The following is a 22,936-nucleotide window of genomic DNA, read 5'->3' on the forward strand; positions in this document are numbered from 1 at the left end:
GGAGGGGCACGGCGATGACGAGCTTCATGCTCAGCGACACGACCGCCTCGAAGATCTCCGCGCAGCTCACCCATCTGCGTCACCAGATGGGCAGTCCGGCGGTCGGCATGGTGCTGACGCTGGTGGTGGTCTGCGACGAGGGCGAGCAGTACGACGCGGTGCGCGCCGCGACCGAGGCCGCCCGGGAGCACCCCTCCCGGATCCTGGTCGTCATCGCCCGCGACCCGGCCGAGCCCAACCGGCTCGACGCCGAGCTGCGCGTCGGCGAGTCCACGCCCGGCGAGGTCATCCTGCTCCGCCTGTACGGCGAGCTCACCGAGCACGCCGACTCGGTGGTCAGCCCGCTGCTGCTCACCGACACGCCCGTGGTGGCCTGGTGGCCGAGGCACTCCCCGGACATCCCCGCCAAGGACTCCGTCGGGATGCTCGCCCAGCGCCGGATCGTCGACGCCCGCCCGGCGGCCGAACCGGTGAAGGCGATCGCGAGCCGGGCCCGGGCCTACGTCCCCGGCGACACCGACCTGGCCTGGACCCGGCTGACCCCGTGGCGGAGCCTGCTGGCCGCCGCGTTCGACCAGCCGGTGGGCAAGGTCAAGAAGGGCGTCGTGGAGGCCGCGGCCGACCACCCCAGCGCCCCGCTGCTGGCCGCCTGGCTCAGCGAGCGGCTCGGCGCGCCGGTGAAGGTCGCCGACTCCGCCGGGCCCGGCCTGACCAGGGTGACGCTCTCCACGGCCGCCGGCGACGTCACGATCACCCGTTCGGACGCCCGGCTGGCCACGCTGTCGCGCCCGGGCCAGCCGGACCGCCAGGTCGCCCTGACCCGCCGCCCGACCTCGGAGCTGATCGCCGAGGAGCTGCGCCGGCTGGACCCGGACGAGGTCTACGAGGCCGCGATCCGCCGGGTGGCCCGCAGTCACAAGGGATGATCGCGAGAGTGCCCCGCGGGCCGTCCCCCAGGGCACTCTCCTCCCCCGAACCCCACGATTCGAGAGAGAACGCGCTGTGAGTGTTCCCAACGTCGTCGTCCACCGCGACGCCGACATGCTCGCCAAGGCCGTCGCCGCCCGGGTGATCACCCGCCTCGTCGACGTCCAGTCGGCCAAGGGCTCGGCCTCGCTGGTCCTGACCGGCGGGAGCGTGGGCGTCGCCACGCTGGCCGAGATCGCCGCCAGCCCGGCCCGTGACGCCGTCGACTGGCGCAACCTGGACATCTGGTGGGGCGACGAGCGTTTCCTGCCCTCCGGTGACGCCGAGCGCAACGAGACCGGCGCCCGCAAGGCCCTGCTCGACCACGTCGACCTCGACCCGGCGCGCGTGCACGTGATGCGCGGTCCCGACTCCGGGATGACGGCCGAGGAGTCCGCCGAGGCCTACGCCGAGGAGCTGCGCCGCGCGGCCCGCCCCGAGGACCACGGCCCGGCGCCCTCCTTCGACGTGCTGCTGCTGGGCATGGGCCCGGACGCCCACATCGCGTCGCTGTTCCCGGAGATGCCCGCCCTGTACGACACCCGCCCGGTGGTGGCGGTGCACGGCTCCCCCAAGCCTCCGCCCACCCGGATCTCGCTGACGCTGCCGGTGATCCAGGCCGCGCGCGAGGTGTGGGTGGTCGCGGCGGGCGAGGACAAGGCGGGCGCCGTACGGCTGGCCCTGTCGGACTCCGGCCCGGTGCAGGTCCCGGCGGCGGGCGCCCGCGGCCGTCAGCGCACGCTGTTCCTGCTGGACCGCGGCTCCGCCGCCAAGATCCCGGCCTCCCTCGGCCGGATCTCCTCCCCCTGATCCGCAGGCGGCTCCGCGAGGGCGGATCAGGGGGAGAGGTCAGCAGCCGGCGAGGGCGGCGGTGACGGCGTCGGTCAGGTGGTGCTCGGCGTCGCGGGCGCTCATGCCGCGGTCGACGGTGAGCTGCTCCCAGACGGGGACGGAGGTCATCGCCCAGGCGAGGTCGGCGGCGGTCTCCGGATCCAGGCCGGGCCGGAGCAGGCCGGAGGCGCGGAGCCTGCGGGTGGCCGCCAGGAAGCCCGTGCGGAGCTCGTCCATCCGGTCCTCCCAGGCCGCGGCGGTGTCGGAGTCGTCGTGGCGGGAAGCCAGCAGGGCCGAGGCGACGGGACGGATCCTGTCCGCGTAGCGGAGCCAGGCGCGCAGGAAGGCGCGCAGCGCCTCGACGGGGTCGGGCGCGGCCAGAGCCCGCTCGCAGCGCGGGCGGATCCCGTCGGTGTCGTCCATGTGCCGCACGACGGCCATGAACAGGCTCGCCCGCGAGGCGAAGTGGAGGTAGACCGCCTGACGGGAGACGCCGCTCTCGCGGGCCACATCGGCCATCGTGAACCCGGTGCCCCGGCCGGCGATGAGCCGTTGGGCGGCCCCGAGGATGCGCAGTCGCGTGCTTGACACGTGTCAAGCATAACCGTAGCTTGACACGCGTCAAGCACGCGACCCTGCGGAGGATGACTATGAGCGGCACCCACCCGGCGGCCGTCGCCGCGCTCGCCGCGATGGAGGCGGTCGGCGCCGGCGACCGGGACGCCTGGCTCGCCTGTTACGCCCCGGACGCCGTACTCCACGACCCGGTCGGCGGCTCACCGCTGGACCCCGGAGGGACCGGGCTGAGAGGGCTGGAGGCGCTCGAACGGTTCTGGGAGCTCACCGTCGCCCCCAACGACGTCCGGTTCGACGTCGCCGCCGTGCATCCCGCGGGCGACGAGGCCGCGGTCGTCGCCTCGGTCGCGATCCGCTTTCCCGGCGGCGCGCGGGTGGACTACGACGGCGTCTTCGTCTACCGGATCGGTGACGACGGGCGGATCGTCGCGGTGCGCGCCTACTGGGACCTGCGGCGGGTGCTGTCCGCGCTCGGCCTCTGATCCGCGCTCGGCCTATGACAGGGCGTCGATCTCGGCGAGGAGGGTCCGCCTGGCCTGGGGATCGAGGTAGGAGGCGGTGACGGCGTTGCGGGCCAGGGCGGTCAGGGCGGCGCGGTCGAGGCCGAGGACGTCGGCGGCCACGCGGTACTCGTCGGTCAGCGTGGTGGCGAACATGGGCGGGTCGTCGCTGTTGAGGGTGACGAACAGGCCCTCCTGGAGCAGGCGCGGGAGCGGGTGCTCCTTGATGTCGGCGACCTGGCCGGTGCACACGTTGGAGGTGGGGCAGACCTCCAGCGGGATCTGCCTCTCGCGCAGGTGCGCCATCAGGCGGGGGTCGTGCAGGCAGGAGATGCCGTGGCCGATGCGCTCGGCGCCGAGGTGGTCGACGACCTCCCAGACGGTTTCAGGGCCGGTCATCTCCCCCGCGTGCGGGACGCTGTGCAGGCCGGCGGCCGTGGCGGCGCGGAAGGCGTCCCGGAAGGCGTCGCGGTGGTGCACGCGCTCCTGTTCGATCCCGGCCAGGCCGAAAGCTACCAATGCCTGGGGAGGTTCCTGGAGAGCGTGGTCCAGGGTGATCCGGGCGGCCTCGGCGCCGTACTCGCCCGGGATGTCGAAGATGTAGCCGACCCGGACGCCGTGCTCGTCGAGCGAGCGCCGGGCGGCGATGTCCAGTGCCTCGGTGACGGCCCTCATCGGCATTCCGACGACGTGGTGGGCGTACGGCGTGACCGTCACCTCGACGTAGCGCCCGTTCTGCCCGGCCAGGTCCCTGGCCAGGCCCGTCACCAGGGTCGCCACGTCCTCGGGCTCGCGGACCAGCGCGTTGACCGCCTGGTAGACCCGGGCGAAGTCGGCGAAGTCCCGGAAGACGTAGAACCCCCGCAGTTCCTCCTCCGTGGTCGGCACGCGGCTGCCGGGGTGGCGGCGGGACAGCTCCAGCACGGTCGGCACGGAGGCGGAGCCGATGAGGTGGACGTGGAGCTCGACCTTGGGGAGGGCGTCGATGAACGCGTGGATCGTCATGCCGCCGACCCTAGGCATCCCTTTCCAGCAATGACAGAGATTCGCGCTGAATTTAACATCAAAATGTAAGCCTTGCCTGTGCTCTTCGAGTCAGGGACGACCCGCACCGGCCGGCGACGAAGCCCGGCGCGGCGAGAACCGTGCGCGGTCTTCGAGTACCGCCGCGATCTCCGCCGCGGCGAGGCCCGCCCGAGCCGGCGAGAGCCGGCCGTACCCGATGACCAGGGAGGGCCGGAGGCGGCGGCGGGCGTAGCGCGACAGGGGCATCACGAGCACCCCCCGGCGCTCCAGGCGGTCGGCGACCTCGCGGTCGTCGTGCCCGGGCGGCAGCGGGAGCACCAGGTGCAGCCCCGCGGCGATCCCTTCGACGGGACCGGCGTCGCGGATGACGGAATGGCCGCGCAGGGCCGTGAGCACCGCTTCCCGGCGCTCGCGGTACAACGCGCGGGCGCGGCGCAGGTGCCTGTCGTAGTCGCCGGCGTCGATGAGCCGGGCGAGCGCCAGCTGGTCGAACACGCCGGGGCCCGCGCCGGACCTTTCGAGAGCCTCGATCACCGGGTCTCTCAGGCGCGCGGGGGGAACCATCCATCCCATCCGCAGGCCCGGGTGCAGGGTCTTGCTCGCGGAGCCGAGGTAGGCGATGTTGTCCCGGTCGAGGGCCGCCAGCGCCCCGATCGGCTTGCGGTCGTACCGGAACTCGGCGTCGTAGTCGTCCTCCAGCACGACGGCCGAGCGCTCGGCCGCCCACGCCAGCAGCGCCCGCCGCCGTCCGGCCGACAGCGCCGCGCCGGTGGGGAACTGGTGGGCGGGCGAGCAGAGCACCGCGTCCGGGTCCGTTCGCCGCAGCCGCCCGACGTCGATGCCCTCGCGGTCGACGGCCACCGGCTCGATCGCCAGCCCCGCGTGGACGGCCGCATCGTCGAACCGCCTCCAGCCGGGATCCTCCACCGCCAGCAGCGACGCGGAGCGCCGGGCCAGAACACCCGCCAGCAGTCCCACCGCGTGGGTGGTGCCGCAGGTGATGACCACCTCCTCGGGCGAGACCGTCACCCCTCGGGTCCGTCCCAGGTAGCCGGATACGACCTCGCGCAACCGCCGCACACCCTCGGCCGGGGGGAACACGTCCGAGCCCCCGCCGGCCATGAGGACGTGATGCGTCGCCCGGTTCCAGGCCGCGGCGGGAAAGCGCGCCACGTCGGGTGCTCCCGGCCGCAGATCGGCCACGACCGGAGAAGGTGCCCGCACGGGGGGTACGGCCGGCGGGACGGCCGATCGCGCCGGCACGTCCGGTGCCACCCGCGTGCCCGAACCCTGCCGCGCCGTGAGGTGCCCTTCGGCGACGAGCTGTCCGTACGCCTCGTTGACGACCCACCGCGAGCAGCTCAGCTCCTGCGCGAGCGCCCGGCTCGGGGGAAGCGCGTCGCCGGGGCTGAGACGGCCCGCCAGGATGGCGCCTCTGATCGCGGCCGTCAGGCGCTCGTGCAGCGCCCGTCCGTCGTCGGGCACGTCAAGGAGAAGGCCGGTGATGCGATTGGTCCGGTTTAGCGGCATGCAAGTGGACTGTATCACCGGACCAGTCCGCCCTAACCTCTGGATCGGCCCTGTTCCAGGGCTCGTCCCCCTGAGGATCCCCGAGGGTCACTGAAGATCCCCGAGGGTCACTGAAGACCACTGAGAATCACCGAGGAGCTCTCCATGACATCGACGGACTCCCCCCTGACCGTCATCGCGCGGATGCGCGCGAAGGACGGCCGGGAGGCCGCCCTGCGCGACGCCTTGACCGCCCTGGTCGAACCGACCCGCCGGGCACCGGGCTGCCTGGCCTACGACCTCCACACCGAGGTGGGAGAGCCCGCCCGGTTCTGGTTCTACGAGGTGTGGCGCCGCCCAGAGGACCACGCCGAGAACCTGAGGTCCCCGCACATCACGGGGTTCATCGCCCGGACCGCCGACCTGCTCGACGGCGGTCTCGAGGTTCACTTCCTCGACTGACGGAGGCCGGCTCAGGGGGCGATCGGCGGCTGCCGCTTGTGCTCGGTGAGCCGGTAGCGGCGGACGATGACCTCGAAGGCGGCCTCGTCGACCGGCTTGCCCTCCAGGAAGTCGTCGATGTCGTCGTAGGTGACGCCGAGCGCCTCCTCGTCGGGCCTGCCCGGGTTCAGCGTCTCCAGGTCCGCGGTCGGGGTCTTGCCGACCAGCGTGGACGGTGCGCCCAGCGCCTGCGCCACGGCCCGTACGCGCCGCTTGGTGAGGCCGGTGAGCGGCACCACGTCGGCCGCGCCGTCGCCGAACTTGGTGAAGAAGCCGGAGACCGCCTCGGCGGCGTGGTCGGTGCCCACGACCAGACCGTCGTTCGCGCCCGCCACCGCGAACTGGGCGATCATGCGCTGCCGGGCCTTGATGTTGCCGTGTGTGAAGTCCTGGTGGTGCGCGTCGCGGAAGACCATGCCGCCGGCCAGGAGCGTCTCCAGCGCGGCGTCGCTGGCGGGCTTCACGTCGACGGTCAGGACCCGGTCGGGCCGGATGAACTCCAGCGCCAGCTGCGCGTCCTTCTCGTCGGCCTGGGTGCCGTACGGCAACCGCATCGCGAAGAACACCGCTTCCCGCCCGGTGGCGCGGACCCGCTCGACGGCGAGCTGGCACAGCCGGCCCGTGGTCGTGGAGTCCACGCCGCCGCTGATGCCCAGCACCAGCGAGCGCAGGCCCGTGGAGACCAGCCGGTCGGCGAGGAAGGCCACCCGGCGCTCGATCTCCCGCTCCGCGTCGAAGGACGCGCTCACCTGGAGATCCCGGGCGATCTCCTGCTGCAGGGACATGGTCGCCGGGTCGGTCACTGTCGCTCCTCGGTCGGGCGCACGGGCAGGACCTGCGCACCGCCGGGCCGGGAGCGCGGGCGCGCGCAGGGGACGGGAGCACTTTAGCCGGAGGCCGCCACGTCCCGATCCAAGGGTGGGCGGCTCGGTCGCCGCCGCCTCCAGGGCCCCGCAGAGGAGACAGATGGGATTATCTGGCGATCTGTCTTCCCAATGGCCAGGCAGGCAGGCGCATAGTGGGTGAAAGGGCAACCGATCCCTCACGGAGGCTCCCCCGTGTTCGAGCGTTTCACCAACCGTGCCCGTCGCGTCGTGGTCCTGGCCCAGGAGGAGGCCCGCCGGCTCAAACACAACTACATCGGCACCGAGCACCTCCTGCTCGGGCTGATCGGCGAGGAGGAGGGCACCGCCGCCCTCGCGCTGCAGGCCTTCGAGGTCAGCCTGGAGCAGGTGCGCCGCGATGTCGAGGAGATCATCGGCCAGGGGTCCAGCCCGCCGGGCGACCACATCCCGTTCACCCCGCGCGCCAAGAAGGTGCTGGAGCTGTCGTTGCGGGAGGCGCTCCACCTGCACCACACCTACATCGGCACCGAGCACATCCTGCTCGGCCTGGTCCGCGAGGAGGAGGGCGTCGCGGCCCAGGTGCTCACCCGGCAGGGGGTGGGGCTGGAGGCCGTACGGGCCCAGGTGATCGACCTGCTCCGGAGCGAGCGCCGGGAGCGGGCCTCGGCCGGGCAGGAGGCGTTCGTCTCCGTGAGGTCGTCGCTCGCCACGCGGCTGGAGCGGATCCAGGAGAGCCTGGACCGGATCGAGCGGCGCCTGGACGCCATGGGCGCCCCGCCGGACCCGGGCGCGCCGGGTGAGGACCCTCCGGAGAAGGAGTGATCCCGGAAGTACCCGCACCGGAGTGCCCGAGGGCCCGGAGGATTCCGGAACGAGGGTCTCCGGAAACGAGCGAAACGAGTGATCCGCCGATCCGGGAGCCCCTGAGCTCTCCCGGATCGGCGGAGCGAGTGATGGGTCAGCTCGGGGACGCCGCCGCCATCACGCCTATCGCCAGCCTGGCTTCCACCACGCCGGGGTCCTCGGTGTAGCTCAGGGTCGCGCCGAGCGAGAGCAGCAGTCTGCGCATGCGCGCGTTGTCCGAGAGCAGGGTCGCCTTCACCTCGGCGAAGCCCAGGTCGCGGGCCTCGGCGATGATCATCCTGGCCAGCGCCGTGCCCAGCCCCATGCCCTGCCAGCGGTCCTCGACGAGGAAGGCCATCTCGGCGATCCCCGGGTCGGGGGTGAACATCAGGTTGGCCAGCGCGATCACCTGCCCGTCGTACCCGGCGACCAGGGAGTGGCCGCGGGTGCGGTCGCAGAGCCGGTCGAAGACGCGGTCCGGCAGCGCGGGCATCGACGTGAAGTAGCGGAAGCGGCGGGTCCCGGGTGAGCAGCGGTCGTGCAGATCGCGCACGGCCTCGCGGTAGAGCCGGGTGAGCGGCCTGACCTGCGTCTCGGTGCCGTCGGGCAGTTTGACCGCGCGCTCGGTGGAGCCCGCCGGGTCGGCCGGGGGCTGCGCCAGCCGGACGAACGAGGCGGCCCGGGCGGCCTCGGTCAGCGTGAAGGGCAGCTCGGCCCGGCGCAGCCGGATCGCCCGGCGGGGGGCGACGGGCACGGTCAGCAGGGTCGGGTCGGGCAGGTCGCTCATGTCGGAACCGTAGACCCAGCGGGCGTCGTCGGCGCGCAGCAGCTCCTTCAGAAGCTCGGGCAGCCGCCAGGGCGTGGTCCGCAGCCGGGAGGCGAGCAGCAGGACGCGGGTGGGCTCGTCGGTCAGCTCGTGCGCGGTGGCCGGGACGACCTGCACCCGGCGCCCGCCGGCCGCCTCCAGCGCCTCGCGTACGGCCTCCGGGCCGGCCGGGATCTCCGCGACGAACTCGTCCACGGTGCCGTCGGTGTCCGGCTGGACACTCAGGCCGAGGATGTTGCCGCCCTTCTCAGCGAGCGCGGCGGCCAGCGACGCCAGCCGTCCCGGTCGCTCGTCCACCGTCGTACGAATCCTGAGGAATCCCATCAGAACGCTCCCTCCGTCACGGACAAACCTGCCAGGACGCTGTTACAGCACCGCTACGTGAGGATGAGGCCGCCGTTACGTCCGCAAAGATCACTCATGACGCGGTTGTACAACGGTTTTCGTGGGACACTATGGCCGAATTGACGGATATAGCAGGATATGTGGGCATGAGTACGCGTGTTCCCCTGTCCGACGGCTTTGTTAACGGAGACGTCTCCTTCTGGTTCCGCTCGTCCGGCCTCCCCCCGGCGGGCGTCCCCCTCGACGGCGATCTCGAGACCGATGTGGTGATCGTCGGCGCCGGGTACACCGGCCTGTGGACCGCGTACTACCTGAAGAAGGCCGCCCCGGCCCTGCGCGTCGTGGTGCTGGAGAAGGAGTTCGCCGGGTACGGCGCGTCCGGGCGCAACGGCGGCTGGCTGGTCGGCGAGCTGGCCGGGACCCCCGAGCGCTACGCGAAGACCCACGGGGTGGAGGCGGCCAGGCGTTTCCAGCGGGTGATGTTCGAGGCGATCGACGAGGTCGTCGCCGTCGCCGGAAACGAGGGGATCGACGCCGACATCGTCAAGGGCGGCGTCACCACGGTCGCCACCAACGCCGCCCAGGACCGGCGGCTGCGCGGGGTGGTGTCCCACGCCCGCCGCTGGGGCTGGACCGAGGACGACCTGCGGCTGCTGGAGCCCGCCGAGCGGGAGGAGCGCCTGCGGGTCAGCGGGGCGGTGAACGCGGCCTGGAGCCCGCACTGCGCCCGGGTCCAGCCGGCCAAGCTGGTGCGGGGGCTGGCGGAGGCCGTACGGAAGCTGGGGGTGGAGATCTACGAGCGGACCCCGGTCACCGAGATCGCCCCGCGCACGGCGCGCACGCCGTACGGAACGGTCCGGGCGGAGCACGTCATCCGCGCCACCGAGGGCTTCACCGCCGGGCTGCGGCAGTACCACCGCGCCTGGCTCCCGATGAACAGCTCCATGATCGTCACCGAGCCGCTGGGCGAGCTGTGGGACGCCATCGGCTGGGAGGGCTGCGAGCTGCTGGGCGACATGGCCCACTACTACATGTACGCCCAGCGGACCGCCGACGGCCGCATCGCCTTCGGCGGTCGCGGCAAGCCCTACCTGTACGGCTCCCGCCTGGACGACCGGGGCCGCACGCACGAGTGGACGATCGAGGCGCTGTGGGACCTGCTGACCGGGATGTTCCCGGCGGCCCGGGAGTCCCGGGTCGCGCACGCGTGGTCCGGGGTGCTGGGCGTGCCGCGCGACTGGTGCGCCACCGTGCACCTGGACCCCGCCACCGGGATCGGCTGGGCGGGCGGCTACACCGGCCACGGGGTGACCACCGCCAACCTCGCCGGCCGTACCCTGCGCGACCTGATCCTGGGCGAGGACACCGAGCTGACCTCGCTGCCCTGGGTGGGCAGGAAGGTGCGCAACTGGGAGGTCGAGCCGCTGCGCTGGATCGGCGTGCACACCATGTACGACCTGTACCGCCGGGCCGACGCCCGGGAGAGGGCCGGACTCGGCCGCACCTCGGTGCTGGCCCGGCTGGCCGACTCCATCACCGGCCGCTGATCGGCCATCGGACTCAGACATCGGGCTCAGATACCGGGCTCAGATACCGGACAATGGAGACTATGACCATGGGCATGACGGACCTGCTGTTCCGCGGCGGACGGGCGTTCCTGGCCGCCGGCGCCTTCGCCGAGGCCGTACTGGTCCGCGACGGCCGGATCGCCGCCGCCGGCGCCGAGGCCGACGTGGCACGGCTGGCCGCCCCCGGCTGCGAGACCGTGGACCTGAACGGCGGCCTGCTGATCCCGGGCGTCACCGACGCCCACATGCACCCGGTCCAGGCCGGGCTGGAGCGGGCCAAGTGCGACCTGTCGGAGGTCTACGGGCTGGACGCGTACATCGCGAGAATCCACGAGTACGCGGCATCCCACCCGGGCCACGAGTGGATCGACGGCGGCGGCTGGGACATGTCCGCCTTCCCCGGCGGCCTCCCGCACCGCTCCCAGCTCGACTCCCTCGACCGGCCCGTCTACCTGATCCAGCGCGACCACCACGCCGCCTGGGTCAACACCCGGGCCCTGGAGCTCGCCGGGATCACCCGGGACACCCCGGACCCGGCCGACGGCCGGATCGAGCGCGACGCCGACGGCACCCCGAGCGGGGTGCTGCACGAGGGCGCGATGGACCTGGTGGGCCTGCTCACCCCGCGCCCGACCGAGCGGGACCTGATGGACGCGCTGATGGACGCCCAGCGGCACCTGTTCTCCCTGGGCATCACCGGCTGGCAGGACGCCATCGTCGGCTCCTACGCGGGCTCGGACGACCAGCTGCCCACCTACGTCGCGGCGGCGGCCTCGGGGAGGCTGAAGGCCCGGGTCGTGGGCGCGCTCTGGTGGGACCGGGCGCGCGGCGCCGAGCAGATCCCCGAGCTGATCGAACGCCGGAAGTCCGCCGAAGGACTGGAGACCTTCCGCGCCACCTCGGTCAAGATCATGCAGGACGGCATCACCGAGAACTTCACCGCCGCGGTGATCGAGCCCTACTGCCGCTGCGGCGGGACCGGGCTGTCCTATGTGGACCCCGTCCTGCTGAAGGAGTACGTCGCCGAGCTGGACCGCCACGGTTTCCAGGTGCACTTCCACGCCATCGGCGAGCGGGCCGTCCGCGAGACGCTCGACAGCCTGGAGGGCACCGACCCCGCCAACCGGCACCACATCGCGCACCTGCAGATCGTCGAGCCGTCCGACGTGCCGCGCTTCGCCCGGCTCGGAGTGACCGCCAACCTGCAGCCGCTGTGGGCCACCCACCACGCCCAGATGGACGAGCTGACCATCCCGTTCCTGGGCGAGGAGCGCTCGGCGTGGCAGTACCCGTTCGCGGACCTGCTGCGGGCGGGCACCCGCTTCTGCGCGGGCAGCGACTGGCCGGTGTCGAACGCCGACCCGATCCAGGGCATGCACGTCGCGGTCAACCGCACCGAACCGGGCGGTTCCGTGCACGCGGACTACCCGACGGCCCAGACGCCGTTCCTGCCGGGACAGCGCCTGGACCTGGACACGGCGCTGACGGCGTACACCGCCGGTTCCGCCTGGATCAACCACGACGACGAGGCGGGCGCCATCGCCGCCGGCAACCGCGCCGACCTCGTCGTCCTGGACCGCGACCCGTTCGCCGAGCCGCAGGCCGACATCTGGCGGGCGAAGGTCGCCATGACCTTCGTCGGCGGGGAGCCGGTCTACCAGGCGTGACGGCGAAGGTGCCGGCGAACATCGAGACGACCATCGCCGGCGCCGTGGAGGAGCAGAGCGCCACCACCGGGGAGATGAGCCGCAACGTCGCGGAGGCGGCCGCCGGCTCCGCCGACATCGCGTACACGATCGGCGAGGTCACCGGAGCGGTGCAGGCCACCACCGCCGGCAGCGGCGCGACCGAGCAGGCCGCCCGGGAGCTGTCCGTCCTTGCGGGCGAGTTCGAGTCGCTGGTGGGGCGCTTCCGGTTCTGCTCTGTGAGTCCCCTTCCCCGATCTGCCTCATGCCCGGGGAAGGGGGACTCGCGGAATCTCCCGGTGCGGGACGCGGATCCGCGGGACCGACCCGGCCCTCCCGGCCCGCCCGGCTCAGCCGCGCCGCCTCCTGCGCCTGCGGAGGGTCATCCGCACGATCGCGCGGGCGGTGAGCAGCAGCACGATGCCCACGATCTGGCCGCCCAGGACGATCCGGTTGACGTCGACCGCGGGCTGCCAGCGGACGTCGCCGTCCTTGATGACGAACACCCCGGCCGGGGTCGCGCTGAAGCCGTACCCTCCGCCGGACCCCTCCCCGGGGCGTTCGCCGCCCTCCTGCTTGCCCCTGCCGCCTCCCCCGCCGCTGGCGACCTTGGCGACCGGGACGACCGTCACTCCCTCACGGGTGATCGGCTCACCGAAGACGCGGCTGACCACGGCGTCGTCCTTCGCCTTGTCGATCACGTCCATGATGTCCATCGCGACTCCCTCGGGTGTCTCCGGCATGGTGTCCCCCTCCGCTGCACACGCTAACCAACGGTTCACCCGCCGGACAGACGTGCGCGGAACAAAAGATCGAACAGGCGGGCCGGCAGGACATGTCAGCGGGCCGCGACGCGGGTCAGGCCACGACCAGCGCCTGCGGGGCCGCCTGCTTCATCCGGCTGCTCAGCCACTCCATCTGCGTGGCGGTCTCGCCCTCGCAGCGGCCGACGACCTCCAGCAGCCCGGTGTCCCTGGCGCCCTGCGCGGCCTGCCCGATCAGCGTCCAGGCCATGTCGCACTCGGCGGCCATCAGGTACAGGTCGTGCAGGTCGCGCAGGAGGCCGATGGGGCCCGAGCGGGTCCCGGAGAAGAGCGCGGAGTGCAGCCGCTCCGGCTCGTCCACGGCCTCCTCGGAGTAGCGCCGGACGAACGGGTCCAGCAGCCGGACGTGCTCGGTGCACTGCGCGGCCAGCCGCTCGCAGACGTGGTGGATGTCGGGCTCGTCGGCGTGGGCCCGTCCCACCTCGCAGAACGCGCCGGCCAGCTCGTTCTGGGAACGGTGCAGCAGCCCCAGGTAGTGGGCCAGATGCATGTCAGTCCTCCTCGAACCACCGTGTCGCCTGGGATCTCTCCGATGTCTCGGACCGGCTCCGGGTCCAGGGCCGTTCCCCGGCCGCTCCCGGGCCTTCCCACGGCCCGGACCGGTCCGCCCGCTCCGCGTGCCCGTCCGCCTCGATCCACTCCCGCGCCTCGGCCTGCGGCCCGCCGGCCGTGACGGGCACCCGCGGATCGTGCGGGGAGGCGGCGCCGGTGGTGGGCGCGCTGGAGAGCGTGCCCCCCGCGTCGGCCGCCTTGCTCACCCGGACCGCCGAGATCTTGTAGTACGGCTGCTTGGACACCGGGTCCCAGCCGGTGGCGGTCAGCTCGTTGGCGGCGCGCGGCGTCCCGTCCCCCGGGCCGGAGCCGTCGCGGTCCCAGTAGCCGTAGTGGAACGGGACGAACACCACGCCCGGCCGCGTCCCGCACACCCGTGCCCTGGCCTCCAGCGCCCCGCGGGGTGACTCGACGCGCACCACGTCGCCCTCGGCCACACCCAGCGCGGAGGCGTCACCCGGGCTGAGCTCCACCCAGGGGTCCGGCGCGGCGGCGTTCAGCTGGGCGGCCCGGCCGGTCTTGGTGCGGGTGTGGAAGTGGTAGACGGTGCGGCCGGTGGTCAGCAGCATCGGGTGGTCCCCGCCCGCGGTCTCGGGCGGCGGCTGGTACGGCGCCGCGTGCAGGAAGGCCCGTCCCCGGGGCTCCCCGGCGCGGTACTGCTCCTCGGTGCGCCCGGCACCGGTGAGCAGGTCGTGGCCGTAGGTCTCGCAGTAGTCCGGGTCGGTGTTGAACCGCCCCCCGGCGTACAGGCGCTCGGTCCCGCGCGGCGATCCCGGGGTGCAGGGCCACTGGACGCCGCCGCGGCGCAGCATGCCGTAGGTGATGCCGGTGTAGTCGCACGGGCGCCCCGCCGAGCAGGCCTTCCACGCCTCGAACGCCGACTCCGGGTCGTGCCATTTGATCAGCGGCGCGCCGTCCTTGTCGCGGAAGTCCATCCGGCGCGCGTAGTCGAGGAAGATGTCCAGGTCGGAGCGGGCCTGTCCGGGCGGGTCGACCGCCTTCTCGGAGAGGTGGACCGTACGGTCGGCGTTGGTGAAGGTCCCCCGCTTCTCCCCCCAGGTGGCGGCGGGCAGGACCACGTCGGCCAGCTGGGCGGTCTCGGTCGGGAAGATGTCCTGGACGACCACGAACAGGTCCTCCTTGGCCAGGGTGCGGCGGATCCGGGCCAGGTCCGGCAGGGAGACCGCCGGGTTGGTCGCCGAGATCCACAGCAGCTTGACCGAGCCCTGCTCGGCGTAGCGGAAGATCTGCATGGCGTGGGTCGGCGGCGCCCAGTGCGGGATGACCGAGGGCTCGACGTTCCACAGCTCGGCCAGCTGGCGGATGTGTTCGGGGTTGTCCCAGTTGCGCAGGCCCGGCAGGTCGCCGTCGGCCCCGGCCTCGCGGGTGTTCTGCGCGGTGGGCTGGCCGTTCATCTGCAGCACGCCCGCGCCCGGGCGGCCGATCATGCCGCGCAGCAGGTGGATGTTGTTGACCTGGCAGGCCGCGGCGGTCGCCTGGTGCGACTGGTAGAAGCCCTGCAGCACGGTCGAGAGCAGCCGATCGCAGGATCCGAGGATCTCCACGGCCTGCTCGATCCGGCTCGCGGGCACGTCGCAGATCTCCGCCGCCCACCGGGGCGTGCAGTCCGCCACGGTCCGCCGGAGCTCCTCGAAGCCGGTCGTGCGGGAGCGGACGTACCTCTCGTCGTACCGGCCCTCGCCGATCAGCACGTGGAGCAGGGCGTTCATCAGCGCCATGTTCGTGCCGGGCCGTACGGCCAGGTGCACGTCGGCCTCCCGCGCCACCGGCGTCTCCCGCGGATCGACGACGATCATCGCCGGCGGCCTCGGCCCGCGGCGGCGGTCGAGCATGCGCGCCCACAGCACGGTCTGCGTCTCGGCCGCGTTGTGCCCCCACAGCGCGATCGCGTCGCAGTGGTCGACGTCGGTGTAGGAGCCGGGCTGCCCGTCGGTGCCGAAGCTCAGTTTGAGCGCGGCGGCGGCCGTCGCCGTGCACAGGCGGGTGTTGCCGTCCATGTGGGGCGTGCCGATGCCCGCCTTGCCGATCACGCCGAGCGTGTAGTACTCCTCCAGGAGCAGCTGGCCGCTGGTGTAGAAGGCGAAGTTCCCCCACCCGCCCGGCCCGTCGAGCAGCGCCTTGGAGCGCGTCACGATCAGGTCCATCGCGGTGTCCCAGTCGGTCTCGGCCAGTTCCCCGCCGCGGCCCCGGATCAGGGGGCGGGTCAGCCGGTCGGGGCTGTTGTTCGCCTGCCAGCCGTACAGGTCCTTGGGACCGAGCCGCCCGTGGTTGACCCGGTCGGCGGCCCGGCCGCGCACGCCCACGATGCGGCCGCCGGAGACGGCGATGTCCATCGCGTCGCCGTTGGAGTGCAGGATCGACGCCGACGGCACCCAGGCGTCGACGTCGTCCTCGGTGACCCCCTCGGCCAGGAAGGTGTCCACCCGAACCGGCCAGGGGCTGCGGCGGCCGAGATCGCCGGGCAGGATGTCCCTGAGGCGGCCGGGCAGGGCCGCGGCGAACCGTTCCACGGCGGCGGGCGGGCCGTACGGCGTGCGGCTCCCCCACGGGTCGGCGATCCGGTCCGGCATGTCGGCTGCTCCTTCCCGGCGGGCTTCCCCACAGATCTCCCGCGGGCTTCCCGGCGCGTGTACGGCGCCGACCGGCGGCCTACCCTGCCGGGATTCCTTCACACGCGCCCGGTGGATAGGTCGCGACGAGGCGGGTATGCGGGCCGCCGGGAGGAAAACAACCATGGCCAAGACACTGAATCCGATAGAGCTCCAGAAGCACCTGTCCGGCGTCGACTACCCGGCCAGCCGCGACGAGCTGGTGGACACGGCCCGCGAGCAGGGCGCCGACGAGGACATCATCAGGGCGCTGGAGAGCATTCCCGACCGGGAGTACGACGGCCCCAACGCCGTCAGCAAGGCCGCCGCCGGGAACGGCTAACGGAAGATCGCACGGTGTGCCGCGCGGGGCCGGGCCCCGCGCGGCCTTCCCGTGTGCCGGCCACCGTCGCGCCGACGGGGCGAGGACTCCTTGCGCGTCCTCGCGCAAGGCCTGTGCCGGTTCCGGCGCGGGGCACGGGTCAGGAGTCTTCGACGCGCACGCCGAGGGCGGCGGCCTCCGGTTCCAGGAAGCGCAGGAGTTCCTCGCCCTCCGACGTCAGGGCGGAGACCGCCTGCTTCGGGAGCGGCTCGAAGGCGGTCATCCGCAGGACGGCGGCCCCGCGCTTGAGCTCCGTCCGCCAGGTGCCGCGCACCCGGCCGTCCCAGAGGAACGTGGCGCGCACCCGCAGGTTCTTGGTGGTGACCTGCCCGCGGTACTCCTCGTCCATCAGGCGGGTACGGTCGGCGTGCGCGAGGACGAGGTTGTCGAAGTCGGGCAGGAAGCGCGCGGGGGCGGGGACGTCCTCGTCCGGGCGTGGGGCGTCGGGCAGGTCGAACAGCTCCCGGCCCTTCTCGTCGCGGAAGACGGCCAGCTTCGGGCGCAGGCCGTCCAGTACGGCGCGCAGCCCCTTCAGACCCGACCAGGTCTGCGCGTCGGCGGCGGTGGCCGGGCCGTAGGCCGCCAGGTAGCGCAGCACCAGTTCCTCCACTTCCTGCAGTTCCTTCACCGGATCACCCGTCGGCTCCCCGTTCTCCTTCCCCAGCCAGCTCTCCGCCAGGGTGAAGTCCGCCGCCTGGGGGAAGGACCAGCGGTCCTCGGTCGGGACCATGACCAGCGGCAGCCGGGTCCGTACGGCATAACCCAGCGCCCGGTCGTCGGCCTCGGGGAACCTCTCCTGGAGCAGGGCGCGCAGCGCGGTGAAGTCACGCGGTCCCTGCGCGAGGATCTCGCGGGCGACCGGGAGGAGCGCCTCCAGGTCCAGCCCGGCGGTCAGCGAGCCGCGCCCGCTCAGGGCGGAGGCGAGCACGGGGTCCAGCGCGGGGCGGAACCTCGTGTAGTCGGCCGCGCTCACCAGGTGCAGCGTGGCCCGCATCATCATGGCCCGGACGACGGACCGGTCGTGCGCCGCCCGGTGCAGGTCCTCCCGGCGAAAGCCCTCGACCCGGGTCCACAGCCCGGTGAAAGGGTGCCTGGCCTCCTGCGCCTGCATGCCGGCGAGCCGTTCCACCGCGGTCACGACGTCGGTCTTCTCCCGGGCGAGCAACATCTGCCGGGCCAGCGTCGCGCGGTTGAGCCGCCGTGCCGTCAAGGTCTCCATGCGATCCATCATGTCGGTCGTACCTGACAGCCGACGGCAGGTATGACGGGCGGGACCGTGCGTTCCATCCCGCGAGACCACGCCTCGGGAACGTCACGTCCCCGGGTGGGAGGGGGCCGGTGACCCGCCGAGGGCGTTTCTCAGCCGTACGGCGGCGGCCACCGCGGGCCACAGGCGGGTGGCCAGGTTCCGCGTCAGGATGCCGCCTCGTGTCGCGGGGACCATGAGTGCCGCGGCCCGCCCGATGTTCCGCTGCTTGGGGTCCACCAGGCGCCGGTGCGCGGCCTCGTACCGGCGGAAGGCCGTCCGCGGGTCGTCCGGGGCGGCGGCCAGTTCCCCGGCGAGGGTGAACGCCCCCGCCATGGCCAGGGTGGAGCCGTCCCCGAACAGCGACACGCAGGATGCGGCGTCGCCGAGGAGCGCGACCCGGCCGTTCCACCAGCGGGGCAGGCGCACCTGGCTGACCGAGTCGAAGTAGAGCTCCTCGGCGGCGCGCACGCGTTCCAGCAGCTCGGGCGCCCGCCAGGACACGCCGGCGAATGCCCTGGTCAGCAGCCGTTTGTGCTGGTCGGTGTCGCGGTGGTCGAAGCCGGGCTCGGCCGCGCTGCGGTAGAGGAAGAAGGCGATGTCACCGCCGGGCGAGGGGCTGACGGCGACCGCCCTGCCGGGTGTGTTGTGCATGAGGACGTCGCGTCCGGCCCCGTGCCCGCCGCCGATCGGGGCCGTCGCGACGTAGAGGCCCATGTGCCGGACGAGCCCGTTCTCCTGCCCGAACGCCAGCCGCCGCGTCGTCGAGTGCAGGCCGTCGGCCCCGATCACCAGACCGAAACGGCGCGGCCCGGCGCGCTCGAAGGTGACCTCGACCCCCTGCCCGTCCTGGTCGAGTGTCGCGACGGAGTCGCCGAAGAGGTACTCGGCACGGTCGCGGCCCGCCTCGTACAGGATCGAGGCGAGGTCGCCGCGCGGCAGTTCGACCTCGCCGGCCCGCTGCGCGGCGCGCATGTCCATCCGGCCGAGGCGCCTGCCCGCCGCGTCGACGAAGGCGAGTCCCGTCGTGCCGGTGGCGGTCTCGCGCAGCCGGGGCAGGACGCCCATCCGCCGGGCGACCTCCACCGCGGGCCCTCTGACGTCCACCGGGTTCCCGCTGGAACGCTGTCTCGCGGCACGTTCGACGACGGTGACGTGGAAGCCGTACTCGGCCAGCCAGTAGGCCAGCACGGGCCCGCCGACGCCGGCTCCGGAGATCAGCACTGTCCGCTCGCTCATACGACACCCCTCGCTAACCGGATGATTTTCCTCCGCTTATGTACGCTATCCTAAGCGGAGGGAAATCGTCCAGTTGTCCGATCGAGGTGCCAGTGGGTAAGGAGAAGTCCCAGGAGACGGCGGGACTGCGCGCCGACGCGCGGCGCAACCGGGATCTGATCGTCGCGGCCGCCCGGCGGCTCCTCCTGGAGCAGGGCGCCGACGTGCCGATGGAGGAGGTGGCGCGCCGGGCGGGCGTCGGGATCGGTACCCTGTACCGCCGCTTCCCCGACCGGGACGCCCTGCTGCACGCCGTCGGCGAGGAGAGCCTCCGCCGCCTGCTGGATCTGGCGGAGACCGCCTGGCGCGAGGAGCCCGACGCCTGGCACGCGCTCCGCCGCTTCCTGCGCACCAGCGGCGAGCTGCGGCTGGGCGCCCTGCCGGCGAAACTCGAACCGCACCTGTTCCAGCGCCTCCGGACCGGCCGCGACCTGCACGAGCTACGGCAGAGGGTGATCGCTCTCGTCCTGCGGATGACCGAGCGGGCACAGGCGGACGGCGCGCTGCGCGCCGACATCGGCCCCGGCGACATCGCCCTGCTGATGACGCTGAACGTCTACACGCCACCGGGCGCTCCCGACGAGCAGGCGATGGCCCGCGTGATGGAGATCATGCTGGATGGCCTGCGCGCCGGCCCGGCGGCTCCGGCGCCCCCCCTTCCAGGAGCCCCGTTCACCGGCGACGACCTGCGCCGCCACACCGCCGTGGCACCCACCGCGGAACCCACCGCGGAACCCGCCGCCGAGCCCGATCCCTCGCCCGAGAGCGAACATCATCGCGGGCCGTCCGGCGGAAACATAGATTGCCCACCATGAGCAGCACCTGGGATCCGCAGGCGCCGGGCGTAGTGCGCCTGCCGTCGGGCCGCCTCGTCCGCGGACGCGGCCTGGCGCGCCCCCTGCCGGACGGCCCCGAACCGGAGTTCGCCCTCTACCTGCTCGGCCGCCCGCCGGAGGCCGTCACCTGGACGGCCCGCTGGGTCCGGTGGCCGGACTTCCGCCTCCCGGCGGACCGGGCCGACGCGGCCGACGCGCTGCGCGAGGCGTGGCGGCGGGCCGAGGCCGAACGGGTCGAGGTCGCCTGCGCGGGCGGGAAGGGCCGTACCGGCACGGCGCTGGCCTGCCTGGCGGTCCTCGACGGCGTCCCGGCCGCGCAGGCCGTGCGCTACGTCCGGGAGCACTACGACCCCCGGGCGGTGGAGACGCCCTGGCAGAAGCGGTACGTCCGCCGCTTCCCTCCCGCCTGAGACCCGAGGCCCACGGCGCAGAGCGGCGGCCCGAGGCGCCGGGCGAAGAGCGGCGGCCCGCACGATTCGGCCGCGCCGGCCGGGCCTGAGCGACCGGCCGGCCCCGGCGCTCAGGCCGCCGCCACCACCTCGATCTCCACCAGCCAATCGTCCGCGAGCGTCTGCGCCACGATGGCCGTCGTGGGCACCCGCCGCCCGCCCAGGGCCGCCACCCGGGCCGCGGCGTTCGCTCCGGCGTAGGAGGGATCACGCAGGTAACTCGTGAGCCGCACGATGTTGTCCGTGCTCATCCCCGCCTCCGCGAGGATCGCCCGGAGATTCCCCCAGATGAGCTCCAGCTGCCCTTCGAGCGTCGCCGCCGGGACAGCGCCGCAATCCAGTCCCATGGTCCCCGCGACGAACAGGAACCGGGACGGACTCCGTACCTCGATCGCGTGCACGTAGTCATCGGTGGCGGCGTAGACACCCTCGGCAGGGTTGTGAACGATCATCTCCATGGGGTCACCTTCACCCCCCCGCAGGGCCCGCCTCAAGCGCCAATCCGGCGCGATTGGCCCTCACCGCGACGACGGGATCCCCGACATCAGGTTCGGATGAGGTTTCGCCGGGGAGGGGGTCCAGGTTCACCGTCCGGTGTCTCCGAAACGCGCCGGTCTGCTCCCGGGCGAACTCACGAGGTCCCGCGTCATTCCACGCTGACGTCCAGGAAGATCGGTTTCTTCCCGGCGAACAGCGGGGTCCCGTCCTCACTGGTCATCTTCCAGAAGATCTTGCATCTGGCCGGAGCGGCGGCGGCGCGGACGCGCACCGCTATGTCGACCGCCTGACCGGGGGCGGTCGACTCGATCGCGACCCGCTCGGGGGCGCGGCACGGCGTGTCGTTGATCCGGGTGAGATACCGTCCCTCCCAGGGGACGGTCCCGGCGTTGCGGATCCGCCACACCTTGGTGAAGTGCGTCTTCCTGCGCACCGTGCTGCCGTCCGGGTAGGTGACGTCCCCCTCGAAGACCGAGTCGTCACGCGGCTCCGCCCATGTCGACGATTCGTGCGGCGCGGCCCGCTCCCCCGCGCTCTCGCCGTCGAACGGCGAGAACAGGGTGACCAGCGCGCCGGCGCCGCCCGCGAGGACGGCGGACACCATGCTCAGGATGACCGGCCTGCCGACGCGGAACGGCCGCGCGGCCGGGGCGGGCCCGTTCCCCACCGGCTCGTTCCCGGCCGGGACGCTCTCCGCCGTGGAGGAGATCGGCTGGCTCTCGCTCCTGGCCTGCTCCCAGTACGCCCGCCACTCCCGCTCGGTCTCCCGCTCGTCCCGCCCCAGCCGGCCGACCGCGAGGACCCGGACGAACTCCCACGTCGTCTCCCAGCTCGGGAGCGTCTGCCCCCGGGCGGCCGCCGCCAGCGACGACTTCGAGGCCGCCGCTCCCAGCCGGGAGGACATCTCCGCGAAAGACGGGTCGCCCGCGCGCTCCTTGAGCTCCCAGAGCCGGTGCGCGAGCAGCGCCACCGGGCCGGACTCCGGATCGGGCCGGGCGGGCCGCCGTCCCCGGCGTGGCCCCGGCTTCTCCGGGAGCGAATCTGGTGACCTGTGCACATCCGGTGACTCCGGCATCCCCCACCCGTTCCGGTCGGCACCGCCATCCGTCCGCACCTGCGGATCCGGCGCGACCATCTGCGGCAACACGCTTCCGAACCGGATAGATTACCGGAAGTCATCGGGATGTTGATCAATACGGCGGAGGGGTACGGCGCACGCCGCGCCGTACCCCTCAGGACCGATCGCGCGGGATCAGGCGCGGCCCCCGTCGGTGATGGACACGATCGAGGCGGTCTGGAACTTCTTGTGACCCTTCCCGTCGGCCCCGACGACCGCCGTGTACGACTTGGTGGTCCAGCCCAGACTGTACTTGATCTTCAGCTTGCGCTTGTTGTCGCACCGGTTGTGCCAGTACACCGTCACGGAGGTGTTGCCGTCCCCCCACGACCAGGCGAAGCAGCCGGCGACGCCGCGGTGGACGTCCGCCGACGCGGGGGCCGCGACGCCGACGCCGAGACCGGCGGCGGTGAGGGAGGCGGCCACGACGACGGCGACGCGGGTGCGCAGGTTCGTCCCGCGAGAACGCACAGACATGAAGGTCTCCTTATCCGGTGAAGGTGGTCGTCCGAAGTGATCATCCGAAGTGATCGTCCGAATGCGGTCGGCTGCATGCGCCCGCCGTACCGGGACGGCGCAGCGGCCCGTCCGGCCGGCCGGCGGATTCACGCCGGCGCAGGCGCTAGCAGCTGGCGGGCAGCGTCACCTTGTTGGGCATGCTGTGATCGATCTTCTTGCTGCCCTTGCTCTTGGCGCCGACGGTGAAGCACTTGTAGAAGATCGTGCCGTTCTCCCGGACGAACTGCAGCTTGACGGCCCGCTTCTGGTTGCAGTGGTTGTTGTAGTACACGGTGGTGGTCACGTTGCCGTCGCCCCAGGAGACGTTGATCTTCTCTCCGCGGGGCGACGCGCACGCGGCGGACTTGCGGTGGACGTCGGCAGAGGTCTGCGCGGTTCCGGCGAGGGCGGCGGACGGGACGCACAGCACGGCGAGAGCGGCCGCGGCGGGCACCAGTTTCTTGTAGTTCATGTGGCTTCCTTCGTTTTCTGACATGGCTCCGCCAGCCGATGACTGGCATGGGGGAGGGCGCGGTCGCGGCGGGGAGCCGCGGGCGCCGGGATCTCCGCCAGCTTGCCCGCCGTCCCCCGTCCAGCCAAGAGATCTCTGTCCAGAGCTGCGGCTT

At 72.8% G+C, this 22,936-nt stretch carries 23 protein-coding genes and 1 pseudogene; 10 read left to right on the forward strand and 14 right to left on the reverse strand.

Going from position 1 to position 22,936, the window contains the following annotated elements:
- Positions 1-14: 14 nt before the first annotated feature.
- Both opcA and pgl read left to right on the forward strand, forming a co-directional pair.
- Positions 15-926 carry a glucose-6-phosphate dehydrogenase assembly protein OpcA gene (gene opcA, locus IEZ08_RS07165; protein ID WP_068924139.1) on the forward strand — a complete coding sequence of 304 codons (912 nt, stop codon included), beginning with the start codon at positions 15-17 and terminating at the stop codon, positions 924-926.
- Between the two features lie 76 nt (positions 927-1,002).
- On the forward strand, positions 1,003-1,776 hold the full coding sequence (gene pgl / locus IEZ08_RS07170; RefSeq protein WP_068924140.1) for a 6-phosphogluconolactonase: 774 nt from the start codon (positions 1,003-1,005) through the stop codon (positions 1,774-1,776).
- A gap of 39 nt (positions 1,777-1,815) precedes the next feature.
- On the opposite strand, the gene IEZ08_RS07175 is transcribed toward pgl, so the two are convergent.
- A complete protein-coding gene (locus IEZ08_RS07175) occupies positions 1,816-2,388 on the reverse strand; it encodes a TetR/AcrR family transcriptional regulator (RefSeq protein ID WP_189241876.1) in 573 nt (190 codons plus the stop codon).
- Between the two features lie 59 nt (positions 2,389-2,447).
- Between IEZ08_RS07175 and IEZ08_RS07180 the strand changes: the two genes are divergently transcribed.
- Complete coding sequence (locus IEZ08_RS07180) at positions 2,448-2,855, forward strand: nuclear transport factor 2 family protein (protein ID WP_203863273.1); 408 nt, start codon at positions 2,448-2,450, stop codon at positions 2,853-2,855.
- A 12-nt stretch (positions 2,856-2,867) separates the two neighbouring features.
- Here IEZ08_RS07180 and add read toward each other — a convergent pair whose 3' ends face one another.
- Both add and pdxR read right to left on the reverse strand, forming a co-directional pair.
- Positions 2,868-3,878 carry an adenosine deaminase gene (add, locus tag IEZ08_RS07185; protein ID WP_141704104.1) on the reverse strand — a complete coding sequence of 337 codons (1,011 nt, stop codon included), beginning with the start codon at positions 3,876-3,878 and terminating at the stop codon, positions 2,868-2,870.
- Positions 3,879-3,968: 90 nt separating this feature from the next.
- Positions 3,969-5,429, reverse strand: coding sequence for a MocR-like pyridoxine biosynthesis transcription factor PdxR (gene pdxR / locus IEZ08_RS07190; RefSeq protein ID WP_084780248.1), 1,461 nt, complete (start codon positions 5,427-5,429; stop codon positions 3,969-3,971).
- A 144-nt stretch (positions 5,430-5,573) separates the two neighbouring features.
- Here pdxR and IEZ08_RS07195 point away from each other — a divergent pair, with 144 nt between their 5' ends.
- Complete coding sequence (locus tag IEZ08_RS07195; protein ID WP_068924144.1) at positions 5,574-5,870, forward strand: putative quinol monooxygenase; 297 nt, start codon at positions 5,574-5,576, stop codon at positions 5,868-5,870.
- Between the two features lie 11 nt (positions 5,871-5,881).
- Here the strand turns inward: IEZ08_RS07195 and nadE are convergent, their stop codons facing one another.
- A complete protein-coding gene (gene nadE / locus IEZ08_RS07200) occupies positions 5,882-6,712 on the reverse strand; it encodes an NAD(+) synthase (protein WP_068924145.1) in 831 nt (276 codons plus the stop codon).
- A 255-nt stretch (positions 6,713-6,967) separates the two neighbouring features.
- Here nadE and IEZ08_RS07205 point away from each other — a divergent pair.
- A pseudogene (locus IEZ08_RS07205) lies at positions 6,968-7,610 on the forward strand (Clp protease N-terminal domain-containing protein); the annotation flags it as partial.
- 102 nt (positions 7,611-7,712) lie between these two features.
- Here IEZ08_RS07205 and IEZ08_RS07210 read toward each other — a convergent pair.
- Entirely contained in the window at positions 7,713-8,747 is a 1,035-nt protein-coding gene (locus tag IEZ08_RS07210) for a GNAT family N-acetyltransferase (protein WP_068924147.1), read from the reverse strand.
- Between the two features lie 167 nt (positions 8,748-8,914).
- On the opposite strand from IEZ08_RS07210, the gene IEZ08_RS07215 reads away from it, so the two are divergent.
- A complete protein-coding gene (locus IEZ08_RS07215) occupies positions 8,915-10,315 on the forward strand; it encodes an NAD(P)/FAD-dependent oxidoreductase (RefSeq protein WP_068924148.1) in 1,401 nt (466 codons plus the stop codon).
- A 62-nt stretch (positions 10,316-10,377) separates the two neighbouring features.
- On the forward strand, positions 10,378-12,003 hold the full coding sequence (locus tag IEZ08_RS07220; RefSeq protein WP_229802963.1) for an amidohydrolase: 1,626 nt from the start codon (positions 10,378-10,380) through the stop codon (positions 12,001-12,003).
- Between the two features lie 368 nt (positions 12,004-12,371).
- Here the strand turns inward: IEZ08_RS07220 and IEZ08_RS07225 are convergent, their stop codons facing one another.
- The 3 genes from IEZ08_RS07225 to IEZ08_RS07235 form a co-directional block, all read right to left on the reverse strand.
- Positions 12,372-12,764: a spore germination protein GerW family protein gene (locus tag IEZ08_RS07225; protein ID WP_229802964.1), complete on the reverse strand. Its 393-nt coding sequence runs from the start codon at positions 12,762-12,764 to the stop codon at positions 12,372-12,374.
- 115 nt (positions 12,765-12,879) lie between these two features.
- Complete coding sequence (locus IEZ08_RS07230) at positions 12,880-13,335, reverse strand: hypothetical protein (RefSeq protein WP_068924149.1); 456 nt, start codon at positions 13,333-13,335, stop codon at positions 12,880-12,882.
- A gap of 1 nt (position 13,336) precedes the next feature.
- On the reverse strand, positions 13,337-15,988 hold the full coding sequence (locus IEZ08_RS07235; RefSeq protein ID WP_189241877.1) for a molybdopterin oxidoreductase family protein: 2,652 nt from the start codon (positions 15,986-15,988) through the stop codon (positions 13,337-13,339).
- A 163-nt stretch (positions 15,989-16,151) separates the two neighbouring features.
- Here IEZ08_RS07235 and IEZ08_RS07240 point away from each other — a divergent pair, with 163 nt between their 5' ends.
- The gene (locus IEZ08_RS07240; protein WP_068924150.1) at positions 16,152-16,349 is read left to right on the forward strand and encodes a DUF2795 domain-containing protein; all 198 of its coding nucleotides are present in this window, start codon (positions 16,152-16,154) and stop codon (positions 16,347-16,349) included.
- A gap of 139 nt (positions 16,350-16,488) precedes the next feature.
- On the opposite strand, the gene IEZ08_RS07245 is transcribed toward IEZ08_RS07240, so the two are convergent.
- Together IEZ08_RS07245 and IEZ08_RS07250 are read right to left on the reverse strand one after the other, a co-directional pair.
- A complete protein-coding gene (locus IEZ08_RS07245) occupies positions 16,489-17,607 on the reverse strand; it encodes a winged helix DNA-binding domain-containing protein (RefSeq protein WP_141704105.1) in 1,119 nt (372 codons plus the stop codon).
- Between the two features lie 93 nt (positions 17,608-17,700).
- A complete protein-coding gene (locus IEZ08_RS07250; protein ID WP_068924152.1) occupies positions 17,701-18,873 on the reverse strand; it encodes an FAD-dependent monooxygenase in 1,173 nt (390 codons plus the stop codon).
- A gap of 92 nt (positions 18,874-18,965) precedes the next feature.
- Between IEZ08_RS07250 and IEZ08_RS07255 the strand changes: the two genes are divergently transcribed.
- Entirely contained in the window at positions 18,966-19,727 is a 762-nt protein-coding gene (locus tag IEZ08_RS07255; RefSeq protein ID WP_068924153.1) for a TetR/AcrR family transcriptional regulator, read from the forward strand.
- The gene (locus IEZ08_RS07260; protein ID WP_068924154.1) at positions 19,724-20,158 is read left to right on the forward strand and encodes a protein-tyrosine phosphatase family protein; all 435 of its coding nucleotides are present in this window, start codon (positions 19,724-19,726) and stop codon (positions 20,156-20,158) included. Before IEZ08_RS07255 ends, IEZ08_RS07260 begins: the two co-directional genes overlap by 4 nt.
- 110 nt (positions 20,159-20,268) lie before the next feature.
- Here IEZ08_RS07260 and IEZ08_RS07265 read toward each other — a convergent pair whose 3' ends face one another.
- The 4 genes from IEZ08_RS07265 to IEZ08_RS07280 form a co-directional block, all read right to left on the reverse strand.
- Complete coding sequence (locus IEZ08_RS07265) at positions 20,269-20,655, reverse strand: RidA family protein (protein WP_068924155.1); 387 nt, start codon at positions 20,653-20,655, stop codon at positions 20,269-20,271.
- 188 nt (positions 20,656-20,843) lie between these two features.
- A complete protein-coding gene (locus tag IEZ08_RS07270; RefSeq protein WP_176728533.1) occupies positions 20,844-21,665 on the reverse strand; it encodes an NBR1-Ig-like domain-containing protein in 822 nt (273 codons plus the stop codon).
- 282 nt (positions 21,666-21,947) lie between these two features.
- Positions 21,948-22,289, reverse strand: a complete 342-nt coding sequence (locus IEZ08_RS07275; RefSeq protein ID WP_141704107.1) for a hypothetical protein — start codon at positions 22,287-22,289, stop codon at positions 21,948-21,950.
- Between the two features lie 145 nt (positions 22,290-22,434).
- Positions 22,435-22,782: a hypothetical protein gene (locus IEZ08_RS07280; protein WP_068924157.1), complete on the reverse strand. Its 348-nt coding sequence runs from the start codon at positions 22,780-22,782 to the stop codon at positions 22,435-22,437.
- Between the last annotated feature and the right edge of the window lie 154 nt (positions 22,783-22,936).

It is taken from the genome of Planobispora rosea (assembly GCF_014648175.1).
Classification (GTDB): Bacteria; Actinomycetota; Actinomycetes; order Streptosporangiales; family Streptosporangiaceae; genus Planobispora; species Planobispora rosea.

Bases quoted from the DNA above. Each gene is read 5' to 3' on its own strand.
- IEZ08_RS07220 (WP_229802963.1), top strand. From the start codon at position 10,378: ATGACCATGGGCATGACGGACCTGCTGTTCCGCGGCGGACGGGCGTTC.
- IEZ08_RS07240 (WP_068924150.1), top strand. From the start codon at position 16,152: ATGGCCAAGACACTGAATCCGATAGAGCTCCAGAAGCACCTGTCCGGC.
- add (WP_141704104.1), bottom strand. From the start codon at position 3,878: ATGACGATCCACGCGTTCATCGACGCCCTCCCCAAGGTCGAGCTCCAC.
- IEZ08_RS07225 (WP_229802964.1), bottom strand. From the start codon at position 12,764: ATGCCGGAGACACCCGAGGGAGTCGCGATGGACATCATGGACGTGATC.
- IEZ08_RS07180 (WP_203863273.1), top strand. From the start codon at position 2,448: ATGAGCGGCACCCACCCGGCGGCCGTCGCCGCGCTCGCCGCGATGGAG.
- IEZ08_RS07195 (WP_068924144.1), top strand. From the start codon at position 5,574: ATGACATCGACGGACTCCCCCCTGACCGTCATCGCGCGGATGCGCGCG.
- IEZ08_RS07260 (WP_068924154.1), top strand. From the start codon at position 19,724: ATGAGCAGCACCTGGGATCCGCAGGCGCCGGGCGTAGTGCGCCTGCCG.
- IEZ08_RS07280 (WP_068924157.1), bottom strand. From the start codon at position 22,782: ATGAACTACAAGAAACTGGTGCCCGCCGCGGCCGCTCTCGCCGTGCTG.
- IEZ08_RS07275 (WP_141704107.1), bottom strand. From the start codon at position 22,289: ATGTCTGTGCGTTCTCGCGGGACGAACCTGCGCACCCGCGTCGCCGTC.
- opcA (WP_068924139.1), top strand. From the start codon at position 15: ATGACGAGCTTCATGCTCAGCGACACGACCGCCTCGAAGATCTCCGCG.
- IEZ08_RS07265 (WP_068924155.1), bottom strand. From the start codon at position 20,655: ATGGAGATGATCGTTCACAACCCTGCCGAGGGTGTCTACGCCGCCACC.
- pdxR (WP_084780248.1), bottom strand. From the start codon at position 5,429: ATGCCGCTAAACCGGACCAATCGCATCACCGGCCTTCTCCTTGACGTG.
- IEZ08_RS07215 (WP_068924148.1), top strand. From the start codon at position 8,915: ATGAGTACGCGTGTTCCCCTGTCCGACGGCTTTGTTAACGGAGACGTC.
- IEZ08_RS07245 (WP_141704105.1), bottom strand. From the start codon at position 17,607: ATGGAGACCTTGACGGCACGGCGGCTCAACCGCGCGACGCTGGCCCGG.
- IEZ08_RS07210 (WP_068924147.1), bottom strand. From the start codon at position 8,747: ATGGGATTCCTCAGGATTCGTACGACGGTGGACGAGCGACCGGGACGG.
- IEZ08_RS07250 (WP_068924152.1), bottom strand. From the start codon at position 18,873: ATGAGCGAGCGGACAGTGCTGATCTCCGGAGCCGGCGTCGGCGGGCCC.
- IEZ08_RS07230 (WP_068924149.1), bottom strand. From the start codon at position 13,335: ATGCATCTGGCCCACTACCTGGGGCTGCTGCACCGTTCCCAGAACGAG.
- IEZ08_RS07235 (WP_189241877.1), bottom strand. From the start codon at position 15,988: ATGCCGGACCGGATCGCCGACCCGTGGGGGAGCCGCACGCCGTACGGC.